Annotated in this window: 16 protein-coding genes and 1 tRNA gene; 10 read left to right on the top strand and 7 right to left on the bottom strand. The window is 67.4% G+C overall.

Annotation, left to right across the window (positions count from 1 at the left end):
* Positions 1-6: 6 nt before the first annotated feature.
* Positions 7-453 (top strand): DUF488 domain-containing protein, encoded by a 447-nt coding sequence (locus tag ACU4ZT_RS15470; RefSeq protein WP_270981814.1) that lies wholly within the window; start codon positions 7-9, stop codon positions 451-453.
* Between the two features lie 39 nt (positions 454-492).
* On the opposite strand, the gene ACU4ZT_RS15465 is transcribed toward ACU4ZT_RS15470, so the two are convergent.
* A complete protein-coding gene (locus tag ACU4ZT_RS15465; protein ID WP_414763865.1) occupies positions 493-1,308 on the bottom strand; it encodes a hypothetical protein in 816 nt (271 codons plus the stop codon).
* A gap of 196 nt (positions 1,309-1,504) precedes the next feature.
* On the opposite strand from ACU4ZT_RS15465, the gene ACU4ZT_RS15460 reads away from it, so the two are divergent.
* Positions 1,505-2,080: a pyridoxine/pyridoxamine 5'-phosphate oxidase gene (locus tag ACU4ZT_RS15460; protein WP_445337519.1), complete on the top strand. Its 576-nt coding sequence runs from the start codon at positions 1,505-1,507 to the stop codon at positions 2,078-2,080.
* A gap of 65 nt (positions 2,081-2,145) precedes the next feature.
* Here the strand turns inward: ACU4ZT_RS15460 and ACU4ZT_RS15455 are convergent, their stop codons facing one another.
* The 3 genes from ACU4ZT_RS15455 to ACU4ZT_RS15445 all read right to left on the bottom strand — a co-directional run bounded on the left by ACU4ZT_RS15455 (position 2,146) and on the right by ACU4ZT_RS15445 (position 4,512).
* Positions 2,146-2,412: a hypothetical protein gene (locus tag ACU4ZT_RS15455; protein ID WP_445337518.1), complete on the bottom strand. Its 267-nt coding sequence runs from the start codon at positions 2,410-2,412 to the stop codon at positions 2,146-2,148.
* Positions 2,409-2,939 carry a hypothetical protein gene (locus ACU4ZT_RS15450; protein WP_445337517.1) on the bottom strand — a complete coding sequence of 177 codons (531 nt, stop codon included), beginning with the start codon at positions 2,937-2,939 and terminating at the stop codon, positions 2,409-2,411. Before ACU4ZT_RS15450 ends, ACU4ZT_RS15455 begins: the two co-directional genes overlap by 4 nt.
* A gap of 172 nt (positions 2,940-3,111) precedes the next feature.
* Positions 3,112-4,512 carry a GntP family permease gene (locus tag ACU4ZT_RS15445; RefSeq protein ID WP_445337516.1) on the bottom strand — a complete coding sequence of 467 codons (1,401 nt, stop codon included), beginning with the start codon at positions 4,510-4,512 and terminating at the stop codon, positions 3,112-3,114.
* Positions 4,513-4,669: 157 nt separating this feature from the next.
* On the opposite strand from ACU4ZT_RS15445, the gene ACU4ZT_RS15440 reads away from it, so the two are divergent.
* From ACU4ZT_RS15440 to ACU4ZT_RS15430, 3 genes are all read left to right on the top strand, one after another.
* Positions 4,670-4,807: a hypothetical protein gene (locus ACU4ZT_RS15440; protein WP_445337515.1), complete on the top strand. Its 138-nt coding sequence runs from the start codon at positions 4,670-4,672 to the stop codon at positions 4,805-4,807.
* Positions 4,808-5,107: an FCD domain-containing protein gene (locus tag ACU4ZT_RS15435; RefSeq protein ID WP_445338673.1), complete on the top strand. Its 300-nt coding sequence runs from the start codon at positions 4,808-4,810 to the stop codon at positions 5,105-5,107.
* Positions 5,108-6,435: 1,328 nt separating this feature from the next.
* Positions 6,436-8,637 carry a hypothetical protein gene (locus ACU4ZT_RS15430; protein WP_445337514.1) on the top strand — a complete coding sequence of 734 codons (2,202 nt, stop codon included), beginning with the start codon at positions 6,436-6,438 and terminating at the stop codon, positions 8,635-8,637.
* A gap of 69 nt (positions 8,638-8,706) precedes the next feature.
* Here the strand turns inward: ACU4ZT_RS15430 and ACU4ZT_RS15425 are convergent.
* Positions 8,707-8,780, bottom strand: a tRNA-Gly gene (locus tag ACU4ZT_RS15425).
* 81 nt (positions 8,781-8,861) lie between these two features.
* On the opposite strand from ACU4ZT_RS15425, the gene dcd reads away from it, so the two are divergent.
* Together dcd and ACU4ZT_RS15415 are read left to right on the top strand one after the other, a co-directional pair.
* On the top strand, positions 8,862-9,467 hold the full coding sequence (dcd, locus tag ACU4ZT_RS15420; RefSeq protein WP_043583745.1) for a dCTP deaminase: 606 nt from the start codon (positions 8,862-8,864) through the stop codon (positions 9,465-9,467).
* Positions 9,468-9,774: 307 nt separating this feature from the next.
* Positions 9,775-12,774, top strand: a complete 3,000-nt coding sequence (locus ACU4ZT_RS15415) for a DUF5695 domain-containing protein (protein ID WP_445337513.1) — start codon at positions 9,775-9,777, stop codon at positions 12,772-12,774.
* A gap of 35 nt (positions 12,775-12,809) precedes the next feature.
* On the opposite strand, the gene ACU4ZT_RS15410 is transcribed toward ACU4ZT_RS15415, so the two are convergent.
* The gene (locus ACU4ZT_RS15410) at positions 12,810-13,304 is read right to left on the bottom strand and encodes an Lrp/AsnC family transcriptional regulator (RefSeq protein ID WP_081234865.1); all 495 of its coding nucleotides are present in this window, start codon (positions 13,302-13,304) and stop codon (positions 12,810-12,812) included.
* A 164-nt stretch (positions 13,305-13,468) separates the two neighbouring features.
* On the opposite strand from ACU4ZT_RS15410, the gene ald reads away from it, so the two are divergent.
* From ald to ACU4ZT_RS15395, 3 genes are all read left to right on the top strand, one after another.
* On the top strand, positions 13,469-14,587 hold the full coding sequence (ald, locus tag ACU4ZT_RS15405) for an alanine dehydrogenase (protein WP_445337512.1): 1,119 nt from the start codon (positions 13,469-13,471) through the stop codon (positions 14,585-14,587).
* A gap of 100 nt (positions 14,588-14,687) precedes the next feature.
* Complete coding sequence (locus tag ACU4ZT_RS15400) at positions 14,688-15,353, top strand: MmpS family transport accessory protein (RefSeq protein ID WP_270981824.1); 666 nt, start codon at positions 14,688-14,690, stop codon at positions 15,351-15,353.
* Between the two features lie 145 nt (positions 15,354-15,498).
* Positions 15,499-16,206, top strand: coding sequence for a hypothetical protein (locus tag ACU4ZT_RS15395; protein WP_270981825.1), 708 nt, complete (start codon positions 15,499-15,501; stop codon positions 16,204-16,206).
* 272 nt (positions 16,207-16,478) lie between these two features.
* Here ACU4ZT_RS15395 and ACU4ZT_RS15390 read toward each other — a convergent pair whose 3' ends face one another.
* The gene (locus ACU4ZT_RS15390) at positions 16,479-16,961 is read right to left on the bottom strand and encodes a DIP1984 family protein (RefSeq protein ID WP_445337511.1); all 483 of its coding nucleotides are present in this window, start codon (positions 16,959-16,961) and stop codon (positions 16,479-16,481) included.
* Positions 16,962-17,124 lie beyond the last annotated feature (163 nt).

The raw sequence follows: 17,124 nt of genomic DNA, 5'->3' as shown, positions 1-17,124 counted from the left end.
TGCCGAATGGTTGCGCGCGGCTTCGAGCCCATCGGTGTCGGGTACGAAGGGCGCGATGTGGACGGGCTGCTGGCTGTCCTCGGATCGCGCGGCGTCGAGGTCCTGGTGGACGTGCGGCTCAACCCGCTCTCCCGCAAGCGCGGCCTCTCCAAGAAGGCGCTCTCGGAGCGCCTGGTGCGCGAGGGCATCGAGTACCGGCACGAGCCGGCCCTCGGCAATCCGCGGGACAACCGCGACGGTTATGCGGATCTGCACGGCGAGCCTGCGGAGCAGGCTCGGAGCGCCTTCCGGGCTCGGCTCGAGACGGATGAGGCGCGCGCGGCGTTGGACCGCATCCGGGCGGCGGGGGAGGCGCGGCAGGTCGCTCTCCTGTGCTTCGAGGCGGATGAGGCGCACTGTCACCGCGAGCAGATCCTCGATCGGCTGCGAGCGCTCGAGCCCGTCGCACCCTGAGGGTTCCGATGCCGGGAGTCCGGCGCACGGGCTCGGTGATCAAAAGAGCGTCACGCGTGTCTCGGTGGCCCGGGGTGTCGTCCACACCCCGAGCACCGCGAAGTTCCTCCGCTTCGCCGGGTGGGCGAAGTTGCCGACGAACAAGTACGTCAGGACAGGTTCGGAGAACTTCCCGGCCTCGAACTTCTCGCGGATGACCGCCTCCAGCGCATCCACCGTGACGTGCCGGAAGCGATGCTGCAGCGCCGCGAGCTCCCAATCGAGGATGCGCTGCCGGTGGCCGGCGCACTCGGGCGTCATGCACGTGTACGCGTAGCGGACGACGAGGCGCGGCGCCACCAGCGGAGGGACCTCGTCGACATCCCCGAGGAGCTCCGGTTGCTCCAGGTGCGCCGTCATCGCCTGGATCTGCGCGGGAGTCCAGCCGGGATGGGGCTCGATCGCCACCGACGTGAGAGCGCGCACCCGGACCAACCCCAGGGACTGCGCCCGGAGATCAGCGGCGACTCCGGCTTGCAGCTCGCACATGGTGGGCCCGGTGAGGGGCAGGAGAGCGGGGACGCGCGCGAGGCTGGTGGCGGGCTTGCCCACCAGCTCCACGGAATCCCACACCGGGCGTCTGCTCTCGTGACGATCGTCGCTCTTCGCGGGATTCACATCGACGTCGATGATCTGGTACTTGGCGTACTTCTGCTCGCCGGACAGATGGCGGAAGGGCACCGGATAGAGGCGGATCCAGGAGGGCTCCGGCTGGTCGAGGCGCACACCGGCGACGCAGACCGTGTCGATGTACTTCTTCGACGGCTCGGGAGCCGCTTTCACGGTGATGAGCACCCGCATGCGTTCGGCCAGCATCGCCGCCCCTCTCCTCGATTGCTCGGAGAGTAGGCACGGAAGGGAGCGTCCCGTCCCGATCGATGCAGGAATGTGAGCCGGGCTGCTTCGCTACACCGGGGAGGGACTCGAGGAGGCGTGATGCGGCGACGCACGCGACATCGGGCGGGTCGCTCGGCTTCCGCCCTCCGCACCCCCCCCGCGCGAGGATGGCCCCATGCCCACCGACGACCTCGCCCGCTGGCTGCGCGCGCAGCCCTCGCTCACCGGATCCGCGCCGTCGCTCGACCTCGCTGCGCTCCCGGACGACCCCGACGACCTCTTCCGCACGTGGATCACCGCGGCCGTCGACGCGGGCGTCCCCGAGCCGCACGCGGCGACGCTCGCGACGGTCGACGCGGACGGCCTGCCCGACGCCCGCACGCTGATCCTCAAGGACGTCGGCCCGCGCGGCTGGGCGTTCGCGGGCACGCGCTCCTCCGCCAAGGGCGCGCAGCTCGCGGCGAACCCGGTGGCGGCGCTCGCGTTCTGGTGGCAGCCGATCGTGCGGGCGGTGCGGGTGCGCGGATCCGTCGCGGAGGCCACCGCCGAGGAGAGCGCCGCCGACCTGGCCGCGCGCTCGGCCGCGGCCCGCGCGGACGTGGATCCGGGCGACTGGGTGCTGTGGCGCATCCGCCCCGTGCACGTGGAGTTCTGGCAGGGCTCGCCCGACCGGCGGCACACGCGGATCCTGTTCGACCGCGTCGGCGACGAATGGACCCGGAGCGGCGCCGGCGGCGAGGGCCGCACCTAGCCGGACCAGTCCCGGGGCGACCCGGCGCGGGCGGGAGGCGCCACGCCCGCCCGCGCCGCGCGACGTCAGCGGCGGTCTCGGCCCACCGCGGTCACCGCATCCCCGATGGAGGTGCCGGGGTGGTCCTCGCGGTACGCGCGCACCGCTCGGGCGTCGATGTCACCAGCCGGCCGCGTCGGCACCCGCCCGAGCACGCCCCGGCCGGAGAGGAACGCGACGGCCAGGGCGGCCACGATGAGGAGCATCCCGAGGACGTGATCGATCGTGAGGAAGGTCACGACCGCGAGGAGGGTCAGGAGGATCGGCGCAAGGGCCCGGAGCCAGCGGTTCATGAGAAGCACTGCTCCTTGATCTGGGTGACGCCGATGAGCTCACCGGCGAGGGCGGCCGCAGCACCCCCGAGGGCCTGCACCTTCTCGTAGGAGAAGCTCGCGCCCCACATGATCTTCGCGGCCTCTGTGACTCCCCCGAGCGACTTGATCAGGGCCTTGACCTTGAGGATCTTGGCGGCGGGGAAGGCCGTGGACGCGATCACGGTCGCGATCGCCGCGCCGCAGCCGAGGACGCTGGCCTGCGTGCTCACCATGCCCTCCGGTGCGGTGTTCGCGGGCGCGTTCGCGGCCAGCCACTGCTGCGTTGCAGCGTCGCCCTGGACGAGGACGTCATCGGGGATCTGCTCCACGAGTGCCAGGCCCTGCTCGAAGTCCCGCAGCTGGGCCTCCGAGGGCGCGCTCTGCCCGGTCGATGCGGCAGGAGCCGATGATGCGGCTGCCACGGCGGGACTCGTCCCGCCGAATGCGACGGCCACTCCCACCGCACCGCTGAGCAGGAGGGCCGATATCTGATTCTTGCGCTTCATCTTCCTGGGTCCTCTCGGATCGGAGTCGGACGGTCGTGCTGATCAGCACTTGAGACGGTAGCGACCGGACGGCTCTTTTTCCACAGGCTTTGACGGCATACCCAGCGAAGGGCGGAGCGCCGTGGTATGGGACCAGCCTTCTCGGCCTCCTACTGGAAGGCGGGGTCGTCGCCTACACGAGCGACGCCACCCCGAACACCGCCGAGGCGATCGCGAAGCCCATCGCGCCGATGGCCGTCTCCATCACCGTCCACGTCTTGAGGGTCGTCTTCACGTCCATCTCGAAGAAGCGGCCGACGAGCCAGAAGCCGGAGTCGTTCACGTGGCTCGCGACCACGGATCCACCGGCCACCGCCACGACGAGCGCCGCGACCTGGAACGCGTTGTAGTCGCCCGCGAGGATCGCCGGGGAGACGAGCCCCGCGGCCGTGGTGAGCGCGACCGTCGCCGACCCTTGCGCGATGCGGAGGATCGCCGCGATGAGGAAGCCGGCCAGGATGATCGGGATGCCGAGGTCGCCGAGCACGTCGGCGAGGGCGTCGCCGATGCCGCTGGTGCGGAGCACGCCGCCGAACATGCCGCCGGCGCCGGTGATGAGGATCACCGAGCAGACCGGCCCGAGCGCCGACTCGAGGGTCTTCTCGAGCGCGCTCTTGTCGATCCCGCGGCGCCGCCCGAGCACGAACGCCGCGACGAGCAGCGAGATGAGGAGCGCGACGGGCGTCTCGCCGAGCGTGCGGAGCACCTGGTACCAGGTCTGGTCGCTCGTGCCCTCGGAGAGGATCCCGCCGGTGGAGGCGGCGTTGAGGCCGGTGTTGAGGAAGATCAGGAGGAGCGGCAGCAGCAGCACGGCGATCACGGTGCCGAACCGCGGCGGGTTCGACTCGGCGTGCTCGTCGGCCTCGCCGAGCAGCGTCGGGATCGGCAGCACGAACCTCTTCCCCACCCACAGGCCGAAGAGGTACGCGGTGACGTACCAGGTGGGGATCGCGGCGACGAGGCCCACGAGGATCACGATGCCGACGTTCGCGCCGAAGAACTCGCTGGCCGCGACCGGGCCGGGGTGCGGCGGCACGAAGACGTGCATCACCGAGAAGGCGCCGGCCGCGGGGAGGCCGTAGCGGAGGACGCCGCCGCCGAGGCGTCGGGCCACCGAGAAGACGATGGGCAGCATCACGACGAGCCCGGCGTCGAAGAAGATCGGGAAGCCGAAGAGGAGCGACGCGACCCCGAGCGCGAACGGGGCGCGCTTCTCGCCGAAGACGCGGATCAGGGTGTCGGCCAGCGCCTTCGCCCCGCCGCTGGTCTCGACCAGGCGCCCGAGCATCGCCCCGAGCCCCACGAGCAGCGCGACGGCGCCGAGCGTGGATCCGAAGCTGCCGACGAGCACGGTCACGATCTGCGAGGTCGGGATCCCGGTGGCGAACGCGGTGACGAGGCTCACGAGGATCAGCGCGACGAACGCGTGGATGCGCAGCGTGATGATCAGGATCAGCAGGACCGCGATGGCGCCCGCGGCGATCAGGAGGAGCGGCCCCGCGGTGAGGGTCTGCGTCCAGTCTTCGATGGTCATGGGTCTCCGTTCGGCTGGGCGGATCCGTGGATCGCGTCGCGGGAGGCGGCGCCCGGCCGGGGAGGTGGGCGTCGGTGCCTGCGTGGGGCGGGCGGCGGCGGGGCCGCTCGCGTTCCGTCTACACAACACCCGTAGCCGCGTCCGCGTCCTCGAGGCGATGGCGCTCCTCGTGCCGAAGCGCCGCGCGGGCATCGTGGTGCAGGGCCCGGACCGTTGGAACGTCTCCGACCCGCGCATCATCCGCTGGCGCCTCACCGGCCCGGCCCGCTCGGACCAGTTCCGCTCCCTCACCTAGCTGCGCCGCGCGGACGAGCCGGTCGCGGCGTCACTGGCCGCGCCTAACGCGACTACTGCTCAGCGCACGCGCACGCGCATCGCCGATCTCGCGGTCGCTCTCCGCCGCCCCTGCGAGGCCGGCGCCCTCGTCGACTTCCTCGCCGCCGACATCGAGTTCCACCACCTGATCCCCGAGGCCAGCGGTCACGACGTGTTCTGCGCCCTCCGCGAGGTGACCACGGAGGTCCTGAGCGGTCGCACGCACCAGGGCCTGATGCCGCGGCCGCCGCGGCCGCATGCGCTACACACTGACGAGTAGATGGGGCACTTGATCCGGGATGGCGACGCGGCGACGGCGGAGTCGTTGCTGCCGGAGGGTAACAGTGAGATTCGCTAGCTTTCTGACCTATCGTCTTCCGCCCCGGCGGAGAGGTGACCCGCCGTATATCGACTACCGAAAATCGTAATCCTCGTCCATGCCGCTCGACAACCAAATATCCTCGGCGTCGGACTCGCTCAGCATGTTACTCGACGGGCCGTCTGACCCGGAGTCATGGTCCTCGCCAATAGTGCAACGACAATCCTCAGCGTACACCGATCCAGGATCATCATCGCGCTCGGTGAACTTCTTATGCTTAGGCCCTGTGGGCATCTGGTCCTCGACCTCGTTTGGGCTCCGTCAGTAATCGTGGGGAGGAGCCAACACCGCCTGAACCAGAGCTTAGGGCCGTAGTACGACGCCTAAGCCCGGGCCAAATCAAGCTCCCGTCGCAAGAGTGACCACCCCTCGGTAACATCTCAGCCTCGCGATAGTACGACGGGACTGGTGGGCCGCAAAAAAAGTATCGCCGTACTCATCAAGACCGCCGCTCGAGCCCCGAAGACCCTCCCACACGCGCTGCTCACCTTACTGTGTCCGTGGGCTAATAGTGTGCCCTTGCTGGTCGGTAGAGAAGAGTGGAGTCGGTCGTCAGCTCACTCTCGTGCACCCGGCCGCTCTAGGTTCAATAAAGCCGGGTGCCACCCTTATTGGGGGTGCCACAGCTGAGAACTGCTTGTCCTTACTTCAAGCCTCGAGGCCATACTCGTCATATGGAACACCCGGTAGCTTTCCTCCCAGAACCCGAATATCTCGCCCGCATAGGTGCCCTTGCGTACACGGTTTCGAGTGTGGAGTGGATGGTGTTGGGGGACCTTGGCCGCCTTGCCTCCGACTTACCGGATCAGCTGTCGCTGACCGCGCTGGAGTCCAGGACGACGTCCCAGATCGCGATAGAGATAAAGGCTGCGCTTTCTGAAGTCGCTGCCGGGCCAACAAAAACATACTTGGTTGCCGCATATAGGGCGCTATTTAAGGTGGCCACCATTCGCAATGATGTTCTGCATGCGCGGCCGGCAACGCATCCGTCAGGGTCGCAGCGTCTTAGTAGGGCGGAGACCGCTAATCAGGCTCCGACGGGAAATCGTTTCTGGATCGACGACGGGTGGCTCGACGACGCTGTTTCAAGCGTAAACCAGCAATTGAGAAATGTATCTGAAGCCAGGCCGCCGTTCGCGTGACGTCGCGTTCGTTATCTTCGAATCAGACTACGTTCAACCTCACTTTTTACCTTTTCCGCGAAGTGCCAGCACGGGGGTCGATAACTTATGAAAAAGCTAAAAATAGACTTTACGAATTGCCACGGTATTCGTCACTTGAAGGCAGATCTTAGCTTCAAGGATGCAAGAGCAACTGCGATTTACGCGCCTAACGGAATGATGAAGACTTCATTCGCCCGCGCCTTTAGCGATTTGTCTCGACGGGAGGAGTCGACGGATCACGTATTCCCAGAGCGCGAAAGCTCCAGGACCATCACTGACGAAGATGATACCGCCCTCACGGCGGACCAAGTGGTTGTGATCGTCTCTTATGACGAGGAAATTGGGCCCACGGAGTATACTTCAACGCTCCTTGTGGACAAGGTCCTCCGCTCGGAGTACGCGGCGATTCAGAGTAAGATTATTGAGTCGAAGGCGGAGCTAATTGCGGCACTCAAGGCGCAAGCTCAAACAAAAAAAGACGTGTCTTCGGAGCTCTCGATGGCATTCACGCGTGACCGCGAGAGCTTTTTCAAAGCCCTCCTTCGTGTCGAAGATGAAGTTAAAGACGAAGAGTCTCCTTACGCGTGGTTGCCGTATGACGTTTTATTTGACGACAAAGTTGTTGCACTTCTGGCAACAAAAGACTTTGCCTCATCCCTTGCCAATTATGTCACTCGTTTTAATGAGCTTTTAGATTCGTCCTCGTATTTTTCCCGAAAAACCTTCAGCTATTACAACGCCGAGACTATCGCGAAAAGCCTGGGTGGAAACGGCTTCTTTGAAGCAAAGCACTCCGTCATTCTGAATGACGGAGCTGATGGAACCGCGCTGTCGACGCAGGCCCAGCTGGCGGAGTTGATTGCTTCCGAGAAAGAGGCTATTAGCGACGACCCGCAACTTCGCAAAACATTCACCGCGATCGAAAGCAAGCTCACTAAAAATATCGAGTCGCGGCGCTTTTTTGACCTCGTGTCGGACCATCAAGAGCTTCTTCTGGAGCTTGATAATGTTGAGCGCTTTAAGGAGCGTGTCTGGAAGTCTTATTTGAAGGCTAACGAGCCCCTTTATCTGGAAGCAGTATCTCGCTTTCGAAAGGCAGAATCGCGAAAAGCAGAAATTGAGGCGGAAGCCGGAGCGCAAAGGGGGCAGTGGGAAGATGTTATCGAAATATTCAATCGTCGCTTCTTCGTTCCGTTCACCTTAATTGCGGAGAACCGCACAAATGTAGTTCTTGGACTTGAGCCGGTCGCTAAGCTCGGTTTTGAATTTGCGGACGGTGGTGACCGAACTTCCGTGGACCGCGGAGACCTCTTGGGCGTCCTGAGTACGGGCGAGAAGAAGGCACTTTACATTCTTAATGTTTTATTTGAGGTCGAGCGCCGCAAGGGGGTGCCGGGTGACACCGTATTTATCGTTGATGATATTGCCGACTCATTTGACTATAAAAACAAGTATGCCATCATTCAGTACCTGAAGGATATCGCCGAGGTGCCAAATTTTCGCCTTGTGGTCCTTACGCATAACTTCGACTTCTTCCGCACGCTTGAAAGTCGTTTTGTACCTTACAGCCAGTGCCTCATGGGACAAAGGGCACCAGCGGGGATGGAGCTAGTAAGGGCAGCCGGAATTAAAAATCCTTTTATCAAGGACTTTAAGCCAAACTTCTTTACGGATGCAACCAAACGATCTGCCGCAATTCCGTTTGTGCGTAATCTACTCGAGTATACACGCGGCGAGGATGATCCTGGATACGTCAAGTTGACGTCTCTCTTGCACTGGAAAGCCGAAACCGCCACAGTCACCCAGGCTGATATCGACACTATCTTTAATGACTTATTTTCAACCACTGGCTGCTGGCCGAGGCCGGATGAAAGCGTAACTGAGATGATTGGCGAGGAAGCGCAGAAATGCGTCGCTGACGCAGTTACCATGGATCTAGCGAATAAGATCACTTTGTCAATCGCGATTCGTGTTGCTGCAGAAAAGTATATGGTCGATAAAATTGCGGATCAGTCGTTTGTTGATGGCTTACGTGCCAATCAGACAGGCCACCTCTTTGCGCATTACAGGAAAAATTTCCCCGACGATCGTGACGCAATTCGAACTGTTGACGAAGTGGTGCTGATGACGCCCGAGAATATTCATGTAAACTCGTTTATGTACGAGCCCATACTGGATATGACTGACGAGCACCTTGTTCGCTTGCTCAAAGATGTAGGCGCACTGCAAAAGAGTGTTTCTGGGATCTCTTCAAACTCCAGCTCTTGACGGTGTCGCCCAAGCGCCTTGAGTGGTTGAGTTTGGCAATCAAAACTCGAATTGATATTGATATTGGTGTGGAGCGAGTGACGGGAATCGAACCCGCGCTATCAGCTTGGGAAGCTGAAGTTCTACCATTGAACTACACTCGCGCGACCGGCCTGGGGCCGGGTCGAGACCACAGCCTAGCAAGACTCCGGCCGGGCGCCACCCCGCGCCGGTAGGCTCCTGCCGTGCTCCTCTCCGACCGTGACATCACCGCCGAGCTCGACGCCGGACGAGTGGCCCTCGATCCGTACGACCCCGGGATGCTGCAGCCCGCGAGCATCGACGTGCGCATCGACCGCTTCTTTCGGCTGTTCGACAACCACAAGTACCCCTACATCGACCCCGCCGAGGACCAGCCCGAGCTCACGCGCCTCATCGAGTCGAAGCCGGGGGAGCCGTTCATCCTGCACCCGGGCGAGTTCGTCCTCGGATCCACGTTCGAGCTGGTCACGCTGCCCGACGACGTCGCCGCGCGCCTCGAGGGCAAGAGCTCGCTCGGCCGCCTCGGCCTCCTCACGCACTCCACGGCCGGCTTCATCGACCCCGGGTTCTCCGGCCACGTCACGCTCGAGCTGTCGAACGTCGCGACGCTGCCCATCAAGCTCTGGCCCGGGATGAAGATCGGCCAGCTCTGCTTCTTCCGCCTGTCGTCGCCCGCCGAGAAGCCCTACGGATCCGGCGAGTACGCCTCCCGCTACCAGGGCCAGCGCGGCCCGACCGCCTCCCGCTCGCACCTCAACTTCGTGCACACCGACGTGACGGTGACGGACGCGGGGCAGTCGGGGGAGTAGCCCTCCGCTCGCCGCACGGTGACGCCCGGGCCTCACCGAGCACCCGTCGCGCCCGCGCACCCGCGCACCCGCGCACCCCCGTACCCACCGTGGAGAACCCGCCGACCCCACCTCCGCCGCGTGCCATCCTCAGCCACCGGTTCCGATTCCCCTCGTCGTGATACCGCCAGGGGCGCCCCTCCGCACGACCCACCACGCACGACAGCCACGCACCACGCACCAGCCAGCGATCCACCTGGGGCGCTTCGTCCGCACGCCGCCGGGCGCACACTCGTGCGCCCGGCTCCGTCCCACGAAGGAGAAGGCCATGTCGTCACGCCCACGCAGCAGCAGCAGAGGCAGCAGGAGGAGGTGGCTGGCGGCGCTCGTCGTCGGCACCGTCCTCGCCACCGGATCGGTCGCGGCCACCCACTCCGCCGACGCGGAGGAGGCTCAGGCCGCGACCGTCTACCCGTACACGCTGAAGTCGAGCAAGATCCGCGCCGGCTTCGCCTCCGACGGCTCGCTCCAGTCGCTGAAGATCCCGGGCGACCTGCACGACACCGAGTACCTCATGAACCCCACGACCGCGCCCGACCAGGCCGCGGAGAAGGACGTCGGCAACCGCCAGTGGCTCGGCAACCTGATGTTCTCCTACGCCACCGGCGACGGCGCGATCACGAAGGACGGCGTCGGATCCACCACGTGGAAGACCGCCTGGACCACCCGCTCCGGCGACGCCCGCACCGTCACCGCTACGCCCACGAGCGTCACGGTCACCTACGCCGACTCGAAGGACCCGCGCGGCGTCTCCGGCTTCACCGTGCGCGAGACGTACTCGATCGCGGCCGACGGCTCCCTCACGTGGAAGCAGGACGTCACCAACTCGGGCAGCCAGCGCCTCGTCATCGGCGACTGGGGCATGCCCGTCCCCGGCAACGAGCTGTGGAAGGGCGGCGACCGGATCTACGAACGCCGCGTCCTCACCCACTCCTACGTGGGCAAGAACGGCTCCTACATCACCCTCGAGCGCCCCAGCGGCCAGGGCCCGTTCGTCGCGCTGACCCCCGACACCGCCACCGGATCCGGCCTCGAGTACCAGGACCGCTGGCGCACCCAGGAGGTGGGCGACACCCCGTGGGCCTGGAACGAGGACAAGGAGGGCTCGATGGTGAAGGGCCTCAACGTCTACTACGCGCACTCCATGGCGATCCAGAAGACGAACCGCGGCTACCTCGGCTCCACCAGCCTCGCCCTCGCCCCCGGCGCGACGCAGAGCTACACGTACCACCTCGGCTCCGTCGCCGACGATCACGCGCTGAAGCAGTCGATGTACGACCAGGGGCTGCTCGACACCGCGGTCGTGCCCGGCTACATCGTGCCGGTCGACCGGAAGGCCGAGATGGCGTTCCGCGTGAAGGGCACCATCACGTCCGTCACGGCGCACAACCGCAACGACCTGCACGGCGCCACGCCCACGGATCCGACGGTCACGTTCTCACGCGGCAACGGCGACTACCGCATCTACGACATGGCGTTCGACCGCACGCAGCTCGGCGCGAACGACGTCACGGTGGCGTACACCGACCAGACGGGAGCTGCGCGCACCTCGGTGCTCCAGTTCTCGGTGATCGACGACATCGCGCACCTGCTCGACACGCACGCGCAGTTCATGGTCGACAAGATGCAGTGGACGCCGAAGGACGGCATCGCCGCCTCCGACATCCGGAACTACACGTTCGACGACTGGATGATGAACGCGAAGGACGGCAGCGTCCCCACCCCGTCCAATCCCGCGGAGGGCCGCCGGAACGTCTACGACGGCTATTGGGGCCTCGGCGACGACTGGGGATATCCGCACGCGGAGTTCCTCGCCGAGAAGCAGGTCGTCCGGCCCGACGCGCACCAGATCGAGGCGCTCGACATGTACCTCCAGAAGGCGGTCTGGGAGCACCTCATGGGCAACACCTCGGCCACCGCGGCGCCCAGCTACGTGATCCACGACTTCTTCGAGCAGGGGAAGCCGGGCGCCCAGAACGACACCCCCATCGGGCGCGGCTACGCGTACCCGCACATCTACAACACGTTCCTCTCGATGTACGAGGTCGTGAAGAAGAACCCGTCGGCGGTCGCGTACCAGCACCCCGCCGAGTGGTACCTCCAGGCGGCGTATGGCGTCTTCAAGGAGCTGTACGACAACAAGGACGTGTTCTACAACTACTCGACCGGGCTCATGGGCGAGCAGTCGACGCCCCGCCTCATCGACGACCTCCGGGCCGAGGGCATGGGCGCGCAGGCCGACGACATCGTGAAGAAGATGGCGACGAAGTACGCCAACGTCTCCGCGGCGAAGTACCCGTACGGATCCGAGTACACCTACGACAACACGGGCGAGGAGGCCGTGTACATGCTCGCGCGCACCAACGTCGACGCGGATCGCACGAAGGCGCTCAAGATCATGCGCGACATCGTGTCGAAGACCGAGGCCGACCGCGGCCGCATGCCCGTCTGGTACTGGAACTCCGTGCCCACCACCATCACGGGCGAGAACACCTGGCAGTTCCAGCACACGGCGGCGCTCGCCGGCTACACGATGGACGACTACATCAACCACACGGCGGCCCTCGAGACCGGCGCCCAGGCCGTCTCGCCCGCCCGCCGGGCCGAATTGCAGCGGCTCAACTACGCCGGGAAGGTGGCCGAGCTCGCCACGGTGAACGCGGGGCAGATCAGCTCCGCCCCGGAGAACATCGGCGCCTCCGCGTGGACCTACCAGTCCGAGCGCGGCAACCTCGGCACCACGGGCGTGGGCGGCGGATCCGACGTGCCGCTCCTCAACGGCTGGCGCGGCATGACCGGCGAGAGCGACCTCGGGCTCTGGGGTGCGATGCAGACCCTGAGCGCCGACGTGGTGACCGACGACCCGATCTTCGGCACCGTCGCGTACGGCGCCGACGTCTCGTCCGCCGGCGGATCGCAGACCGTCGTCCCGGAGGACGGCCTCCAGCGACGCCTGCACCTCGTCACGCAGCAGCTCTCGGTGGACCTGAAGGACGACGCGTACGCCCGCGCCACGGTGAGCTCGGACAGCACCGACCTGCGCCTCGCGATGCTCAACCGCGGCGGCGCCGCGCACTCCGGCGTGGCCGAGGTGAGCGGTCTCGCCTCCGGCACCTACGCGGTGGTCGTGGGCGGGGTGACGCAGCGCACCGTCACGGTGCAGCGTCCGGCGGCGGCGACGGATCCGATCGCGCAGCCCACCCGCATCGCGTTCGACGCGCCCGCCGGCGCCACGTTCGACGTGCACGTGGTGCGCACGGGGAGCTGAACCCGGTGGGGGATCCGGCGCGCTGCCGAGTACAGCTAGGCGCCCGGATCCCCCACCGCCGGCCCCGAGTGGTGGTGGTCGAACACGACGCTGGTGCGGGTCGACGCCACCGCCGGGTGCGCCGACAGGTGCTTCAGCACGAAGTCGCGGAGGTGGTCGCTGTCGCGGACGGCGATGTGGAGGATGAAGTCCTCGGATCCGCCGAGGAAGAAGAGCTGCACCACATCCGCCAGCTCGCGCATCTCGTCGGCGAACGCGGCCATCTCGTGCCGGGCGCCCGCACGGATCGCGATGCTGATGAGCGCCTGCAGGCCCACGCCCACCGCATCCGCGTCGATGGTGGCGGTGAAGCCCGTGATCACGCCGCGCTCGACGAGGCCGCGCACGCGGGTCACGCACGTCGACGGCGCGATGCCCGCCTGCTCCGCGAGGCGGCTGTTCGGGGTGCGCGCGTCGGCGCGGAGCAGGGCGACGAGCTTCCGGTCGACCGCATCCAGCGGCTCGGGGGCCCGCAGTTCCTTCGTCCGCATGATCCGCTCGCCCTCCCGCTCCGCAGGATCGCACCAGATGTACGTCTGCCGCCGACGATCCTACGGATTTCACGCGCTCGAAACGCACAATGGGCACCATGAGTCTCGCCCTCCCGCATCGCCGCCGCCGGCCGCACCTCGCGGGGAGACGAGACGGAGCACGCATGAAGGTCGGGATCCCCACCGAGATCAAGAACAACGAGAACCGGGTCGCCGCGACCCCCGCGGGCGTGCACGAGCTCGTGCGCCGCGGCCACGAGGTGCTCGTGCAGGAGGGCGCGGGGCTCGGATCCAGCATCACCGACGCCGACTACGTCGAGGCGGGCGCGACCATCGTCGCCACGGCCGACGAGGTGTGGGGCGCGGCGGATCTGCTGCTCAAGGTCAAGGAGCCGATCGCGGAGGAGTACCCCCGCATGCGCGCCGGCCAGACCCTCTTCACCTACCTGCACCTCGCGGCGTCGCGGCCCTGCACGGATGCGCTCGTCGCCTCCGGCACCACGGCCATCGCCTACGAGACCGTGCAGCTGCCGAACCGCCAGCTGCCGCTCCTCCAGCCGATGAGCGAGGTCGCCGGCCGGCTCTCCACCCAGGTCGGCGCGTACCACCTGATGCGCGCGGCCGGCGGGCGCGGCATCCTCCTCGGCGGCGTGCCCGGCACCCCGAAGGCGCGCGTCGTCGTGATCGGCGGCGGCGTCGCGGGCGAGCACGCGGCGGCGAACGCGCTCGGCATGGGCGCCGACGTCACGATCATCGATCTCTCCATCCCGCGCCTCCGCGAGCTCGAGATCCGCTTCGGCGGGCAGGTGCAGACGCGCGTCTCGTCCGCGTACGAGATCGCGGCGCAGCTCAAGGACGCCGACCTCGTGATCGGCTCGGTCCTCATCCCCGGCGCGCAGGCCCCGAAGCTCGTGACCGACGCGATGGTCGCGACCATGAAGAAGGGCTCCGTGCTCGTCGACATCGCCATCGACCAGGGCGGCTGCTTCGAGGGATCCCGCCCCACCACGCACGACGACCCGACCTTCCCGGTGCACGACAGCGTCTACTACTGCGTCGCCAACATGCCGGGCGCGGTGCCGGAGACCTCGACGCGCGCGCTCACGAACGCGACGCTGCCGTACGTGATCGCCCTCGCGGAGAAGGGGTGGAAGCGGGCCCTCGCGGAGGATCCGGCGCTCGCCCTCGGCCTCAACGTGCACGACGGCCACGTCACGAACTCGCACGTCGCGGCGGCGCTCGAGATGCCGCTGACGCCGGTCGCGGAGGCGCTCGCGGGTTGACGGGCTCGCGGGTCATGTGACCCGAAGTGGAGGCGGAGGAGCCCCGAACTGGTGCCAGGATCTGGTCGGTCCCCTGTCCATCGCCTGTCAGCCTCGGAGCATGACCCAGTACGCCCCACCTCCTGCATCCGCACCCGAAGCGCCTCGCACCAACGGCAACGGCCTCGGCCTCGCCGCCCTCATCGTCGGGATCGTCGCCCTCGTCGGCTCCGTCATCCCGTTTCTCAACTACGTCACCGGCTTCGTCGCCTTCGTCGGGCTCGTCCTCGGCGTGATCGCCCTGTTCCTCAAGAACCGCCGCAAGGGCGCCGCGATCGCCGGCACGATCATCAGCGTCGTCGCGCTGATCCTCTCCGTCGTCCTCGCGGTCACCTACACCGCGGGCTTCGCGTCCGGGGTCTCGGACGCCATCGAGACCTCGCAGGCGGAGGCCTCCGCGGCGGCCGAGCGGGAGGTCACCGTGACCTACGAGCTCACGGGCTCGGCGACCTCCGTCTCCGCCACCTACTCCACCTTCACGGACGGCAACTCCGGATCCGAGCAGGCGACCGAGCAGGCGCTGCCCTTCTCGAAGGAGATCGTCGCCAAGGTGGGCGGGACGTTCGACTTCTCGAGCTTCACCCTGAGCGGCACGTCCGGGACCGAGGGCGGCGACGTGACGTGTCGCATCCTCGTCGACGGTGCTCCGGTGGCGGAGCAGACCGCCACCGGCGCGTACGCGTCCGCGTTCTGCTCGGCCAGCTCGGAGGACCTGCGCGGCGAGTGATCCGTCGCCGCCGAGAGGGCCCTGCCGCATCGCGGTGGGGCCCTTCGGCTTCGGCCCCAGCGGCGTCCCGAGCCGAGGGCCGACAGTCGCAGGATCGTGATGCCGCGGCGACCGCATCCGCCTCCGGCCCTGGCAGGGTCGATGCATGACCTTCCGCTACGCCCCCGAGCCCGAGCCGACCGAGCCCCGGGAGCGGAGGACGTCGAACGGCGTCGGCGTCGCCGCGCTCATCGTGGGCGTGCTGTCGCTGATCGGCTCGGTCATCCCGCTGCTCAACTACGGGTCGGGGTTCCTCGCGTCCGTGGGCGTCGTGCTCGGCATCATCGGCCTGCTGCTCCGCGACCGGCCGAAGGGCACGGCGGTGATCGGGCTGATCGTGAGCGTCATCGCCGTGATCCTCTCGATCGTGCTCGCGATCGTCTACACGGTGGGCATCGCCACGCTCGTCGGCGGCGCGGTCGAGGATGCGCGGGAGCGGGCGCGCACGGCCGAGCCCGCCGTCCCCACGAGCCCGGCTCCCGGCGCGACGGACGGGATCGCGGTGGAGTACGAGCTGACGGGCACCGTGCCCACCGCGCTGGCCACCTGGAGCAGCGTGACCGCGGACGACATCGACTACGAGTCCGCCACCGCGCAGGGCCTGCCGTTCACGCGCGGCACGGTGCTGCCCGACGACGTCACGCCCCGGGACGGCGGCCTGACCCTGAGCGGGATGGCCGACGCGGCCGACGGCGACCTGACGTGCCGCATCCGCGTGGGCGGCGTGGTCGTCGACGAGCGGACGGCGTCGGGGCCGCAGGCGTCGGTCGTCTGCCTCGCCGACGCGGACGGGATCCGCGCGGCCGCCGGCTGAGGCGGGAGCGCACGCACCGACCGGTGCGCGCGACGATGGGCCCGGCGCGCGACGCACCGGGCCCGCATCGCGGGGGCGAGGTCCCCGATCCCTCCCTCGTCGTCCGACCGGCACGTGGTGGTGAGCTGTACCCGTGCACCGTTCCCGGTGCGAGGTGCGGGGCTGACGTGTGCTCGGCTCTCGCCGGGTGCGCTGCCCTCCGCGCCACAGGGGATCAGGTTGCCCGCTGATCCGCCGGGGTGTGCCCGCTCCGGACGACTACCGACTCGCCCCTACGCCTGCTCGACCAGCTCCACCTCCCAGTTCGCGCGCTGGATCCCGGCGTCCAGCTCCCGGAGCTCGCGCGCGGTGTCGTCGGCCCGGTCGCGCACCTCGCGGATCGGCAGCGCAGCGATCTGCCGCAGCTCGCTCCGCAGCTGACGCTGCGCGTAGGTGCCCGCGGCCACGCGTCCGGAGGCGGCGTCGGCCGCGGCCGTGAGGATCCCGTGCCGTGTCCGCAGCGCGTCGCGCCGGGCGAGCGCCGCCGTGAGCGGCGTGCCGTCGTCGAGGCGGGCGGCCGTGTTGGTGAGGTTGATCCGCGTCACGAGCTCCGCCAGCCGGTCGACCGTCTCGCCCGCCTCCGCGAGCAGCGCGGCCGCGTCCTCCGCGGGATCCTCGCCCTCCTGGTGCCGGGCGCTCACCTGGATCCTGCTCCGCAGCGACTCGATGCGCCTCTGCAGGTCGGACCGTTCCATCAGCGCCTCGGCGAGTCTCATGCGTCCACCGTCTCACGGCTCCGGACCCCACCCGGAGCGCGCATCCAGCTGCCGTCCGCCTCGCGGTCGCCTGGTGCGCGACGGTCCCCCACGCAGGCGGAGGCCCGGCGGGCCGGGGCATGTGCGGAGTCGCGCTCATCCCGTATAAGAAAAGGCGACATCG

The sequence above is a fragment of the Clavibacter davisi genome (assembly GCF_052751415.1).
The sequence above is the reverse complement of the archived record's forward strand: the minus strand, read 5'-3'. Positions and strand labels throughout refer to the sequence as shown.

What these genes read in the sequence shown, in the direction of transcription:
- ACU4ZT_RS15400 (WP_270981824.1), top strand. Translation starts at nt 14,688, where the DNA reads ATGACCCAGTACGCCCCACCTCCTGCATCCGCACCCGAAGCGCCTCGC.
- ACU4ZT_RS15415 (WP_445337513.1), top strand. Translation starts at nt 9,775, where the DNA reads ATGTCGTCACGCCCACGCAGCAGCAGCAGAGGCAGCAGGAGGAGGTGG.
- ACU4ZT_RS15465 (WP_414763865.1), bottom strand. Translation starts at nt 1,308, where the DNA reads ATGCTGGCCGAACGCATGCGGGTGCTCATCACCGTGAAAGCGGCTCCC.
- ACU4ZT_RS15455 (WP_445337518.1), bottom strand. Translation starts at nt 2,412, where the DNA reads ATGAACCGCTGGCTCCGGGCCCTTGCGCCGATCCTCCTGACCCTCCTC.
- ACU4ZT_RS15445 (WP_445337516.1), bottom strand. Translation starts at nt 4,512, where the DNA reads ATGACCATCGAAGACTGGACGCAGACCCTCACCGCGGGGCCGCTCCTC.
- ACU4ZT_RS15395 (WP_270981825.1), top strand. Translation starts at nt 15,499, where the DNA reads ATGACCTTCCGCTACGCCCCCGAGCCCGAGCCGACCGAGCCCCGGGAG.
- ACU4ZT_RS15430 (WP_445337514.1), top strand. Translation starts at nt 6,436, where the DNA reads ATGAAAAAGCTAAAAATAGACTTTACGAATTGCCACGGTATTCGTCAC.
- ACU4ZT_RS15460 (WP_445337519.1), top strand. Translation starts at nt 1,505, where the DNA reads ATGCCCACCGACGACCTCGCCCGCTGGCTGCGCGCGCAGCCCTCGCTC.
- ACU4ZT_RS15450 (WP_445337517.1), bottom strand. Translation starts at nt 2,939, where the DNA reads ATGAAGCGCAAGAATCAGATATCGGCCCTCCTGCTCAGCGGTGCGGTG.
- ald (WP_445337512.1), top strand. Translation starts at nt 13,469, where the DNA reads ATGAAGGTCGGGATCCCCACCGAGATCAAGAACAACGAGAACCGGGTC.
- ACU4ZT_RS15470 (WP_270981814.1), top strand. Translation starts at nt 7, where the DNA reads ATGGTTGCGCGCGGCTTCGAGCCCATCGGTGTCGGGTACGAAGGGCGC.
- ACU4ZT_RS15390 (WP_445337511.1), bottom strand. Translation starts at nt 16,961, where the DNA reads ATGAGACTCGCCGAGGCGCTGATGGAACGGTCCGACCTGCAGAGGCGC.
- ACU4ZT_RS15440 (WP_445337515.1), top strand. Translation starts at nt 4,670, where the DNA reads ATGGCGCTCCTCGTGCCGAAGCGCCGCGCGGGCATCGTGGTGCAGGGC.
- ACU4ZT_RS15410 (WP_081234865.1), bottom strand. Translation starts at nt 13,304, where the DNA reads ATGCGGACGAAGGAACTGCGGGCCCCCGAGCCGCTGGATGCGGTCGAC.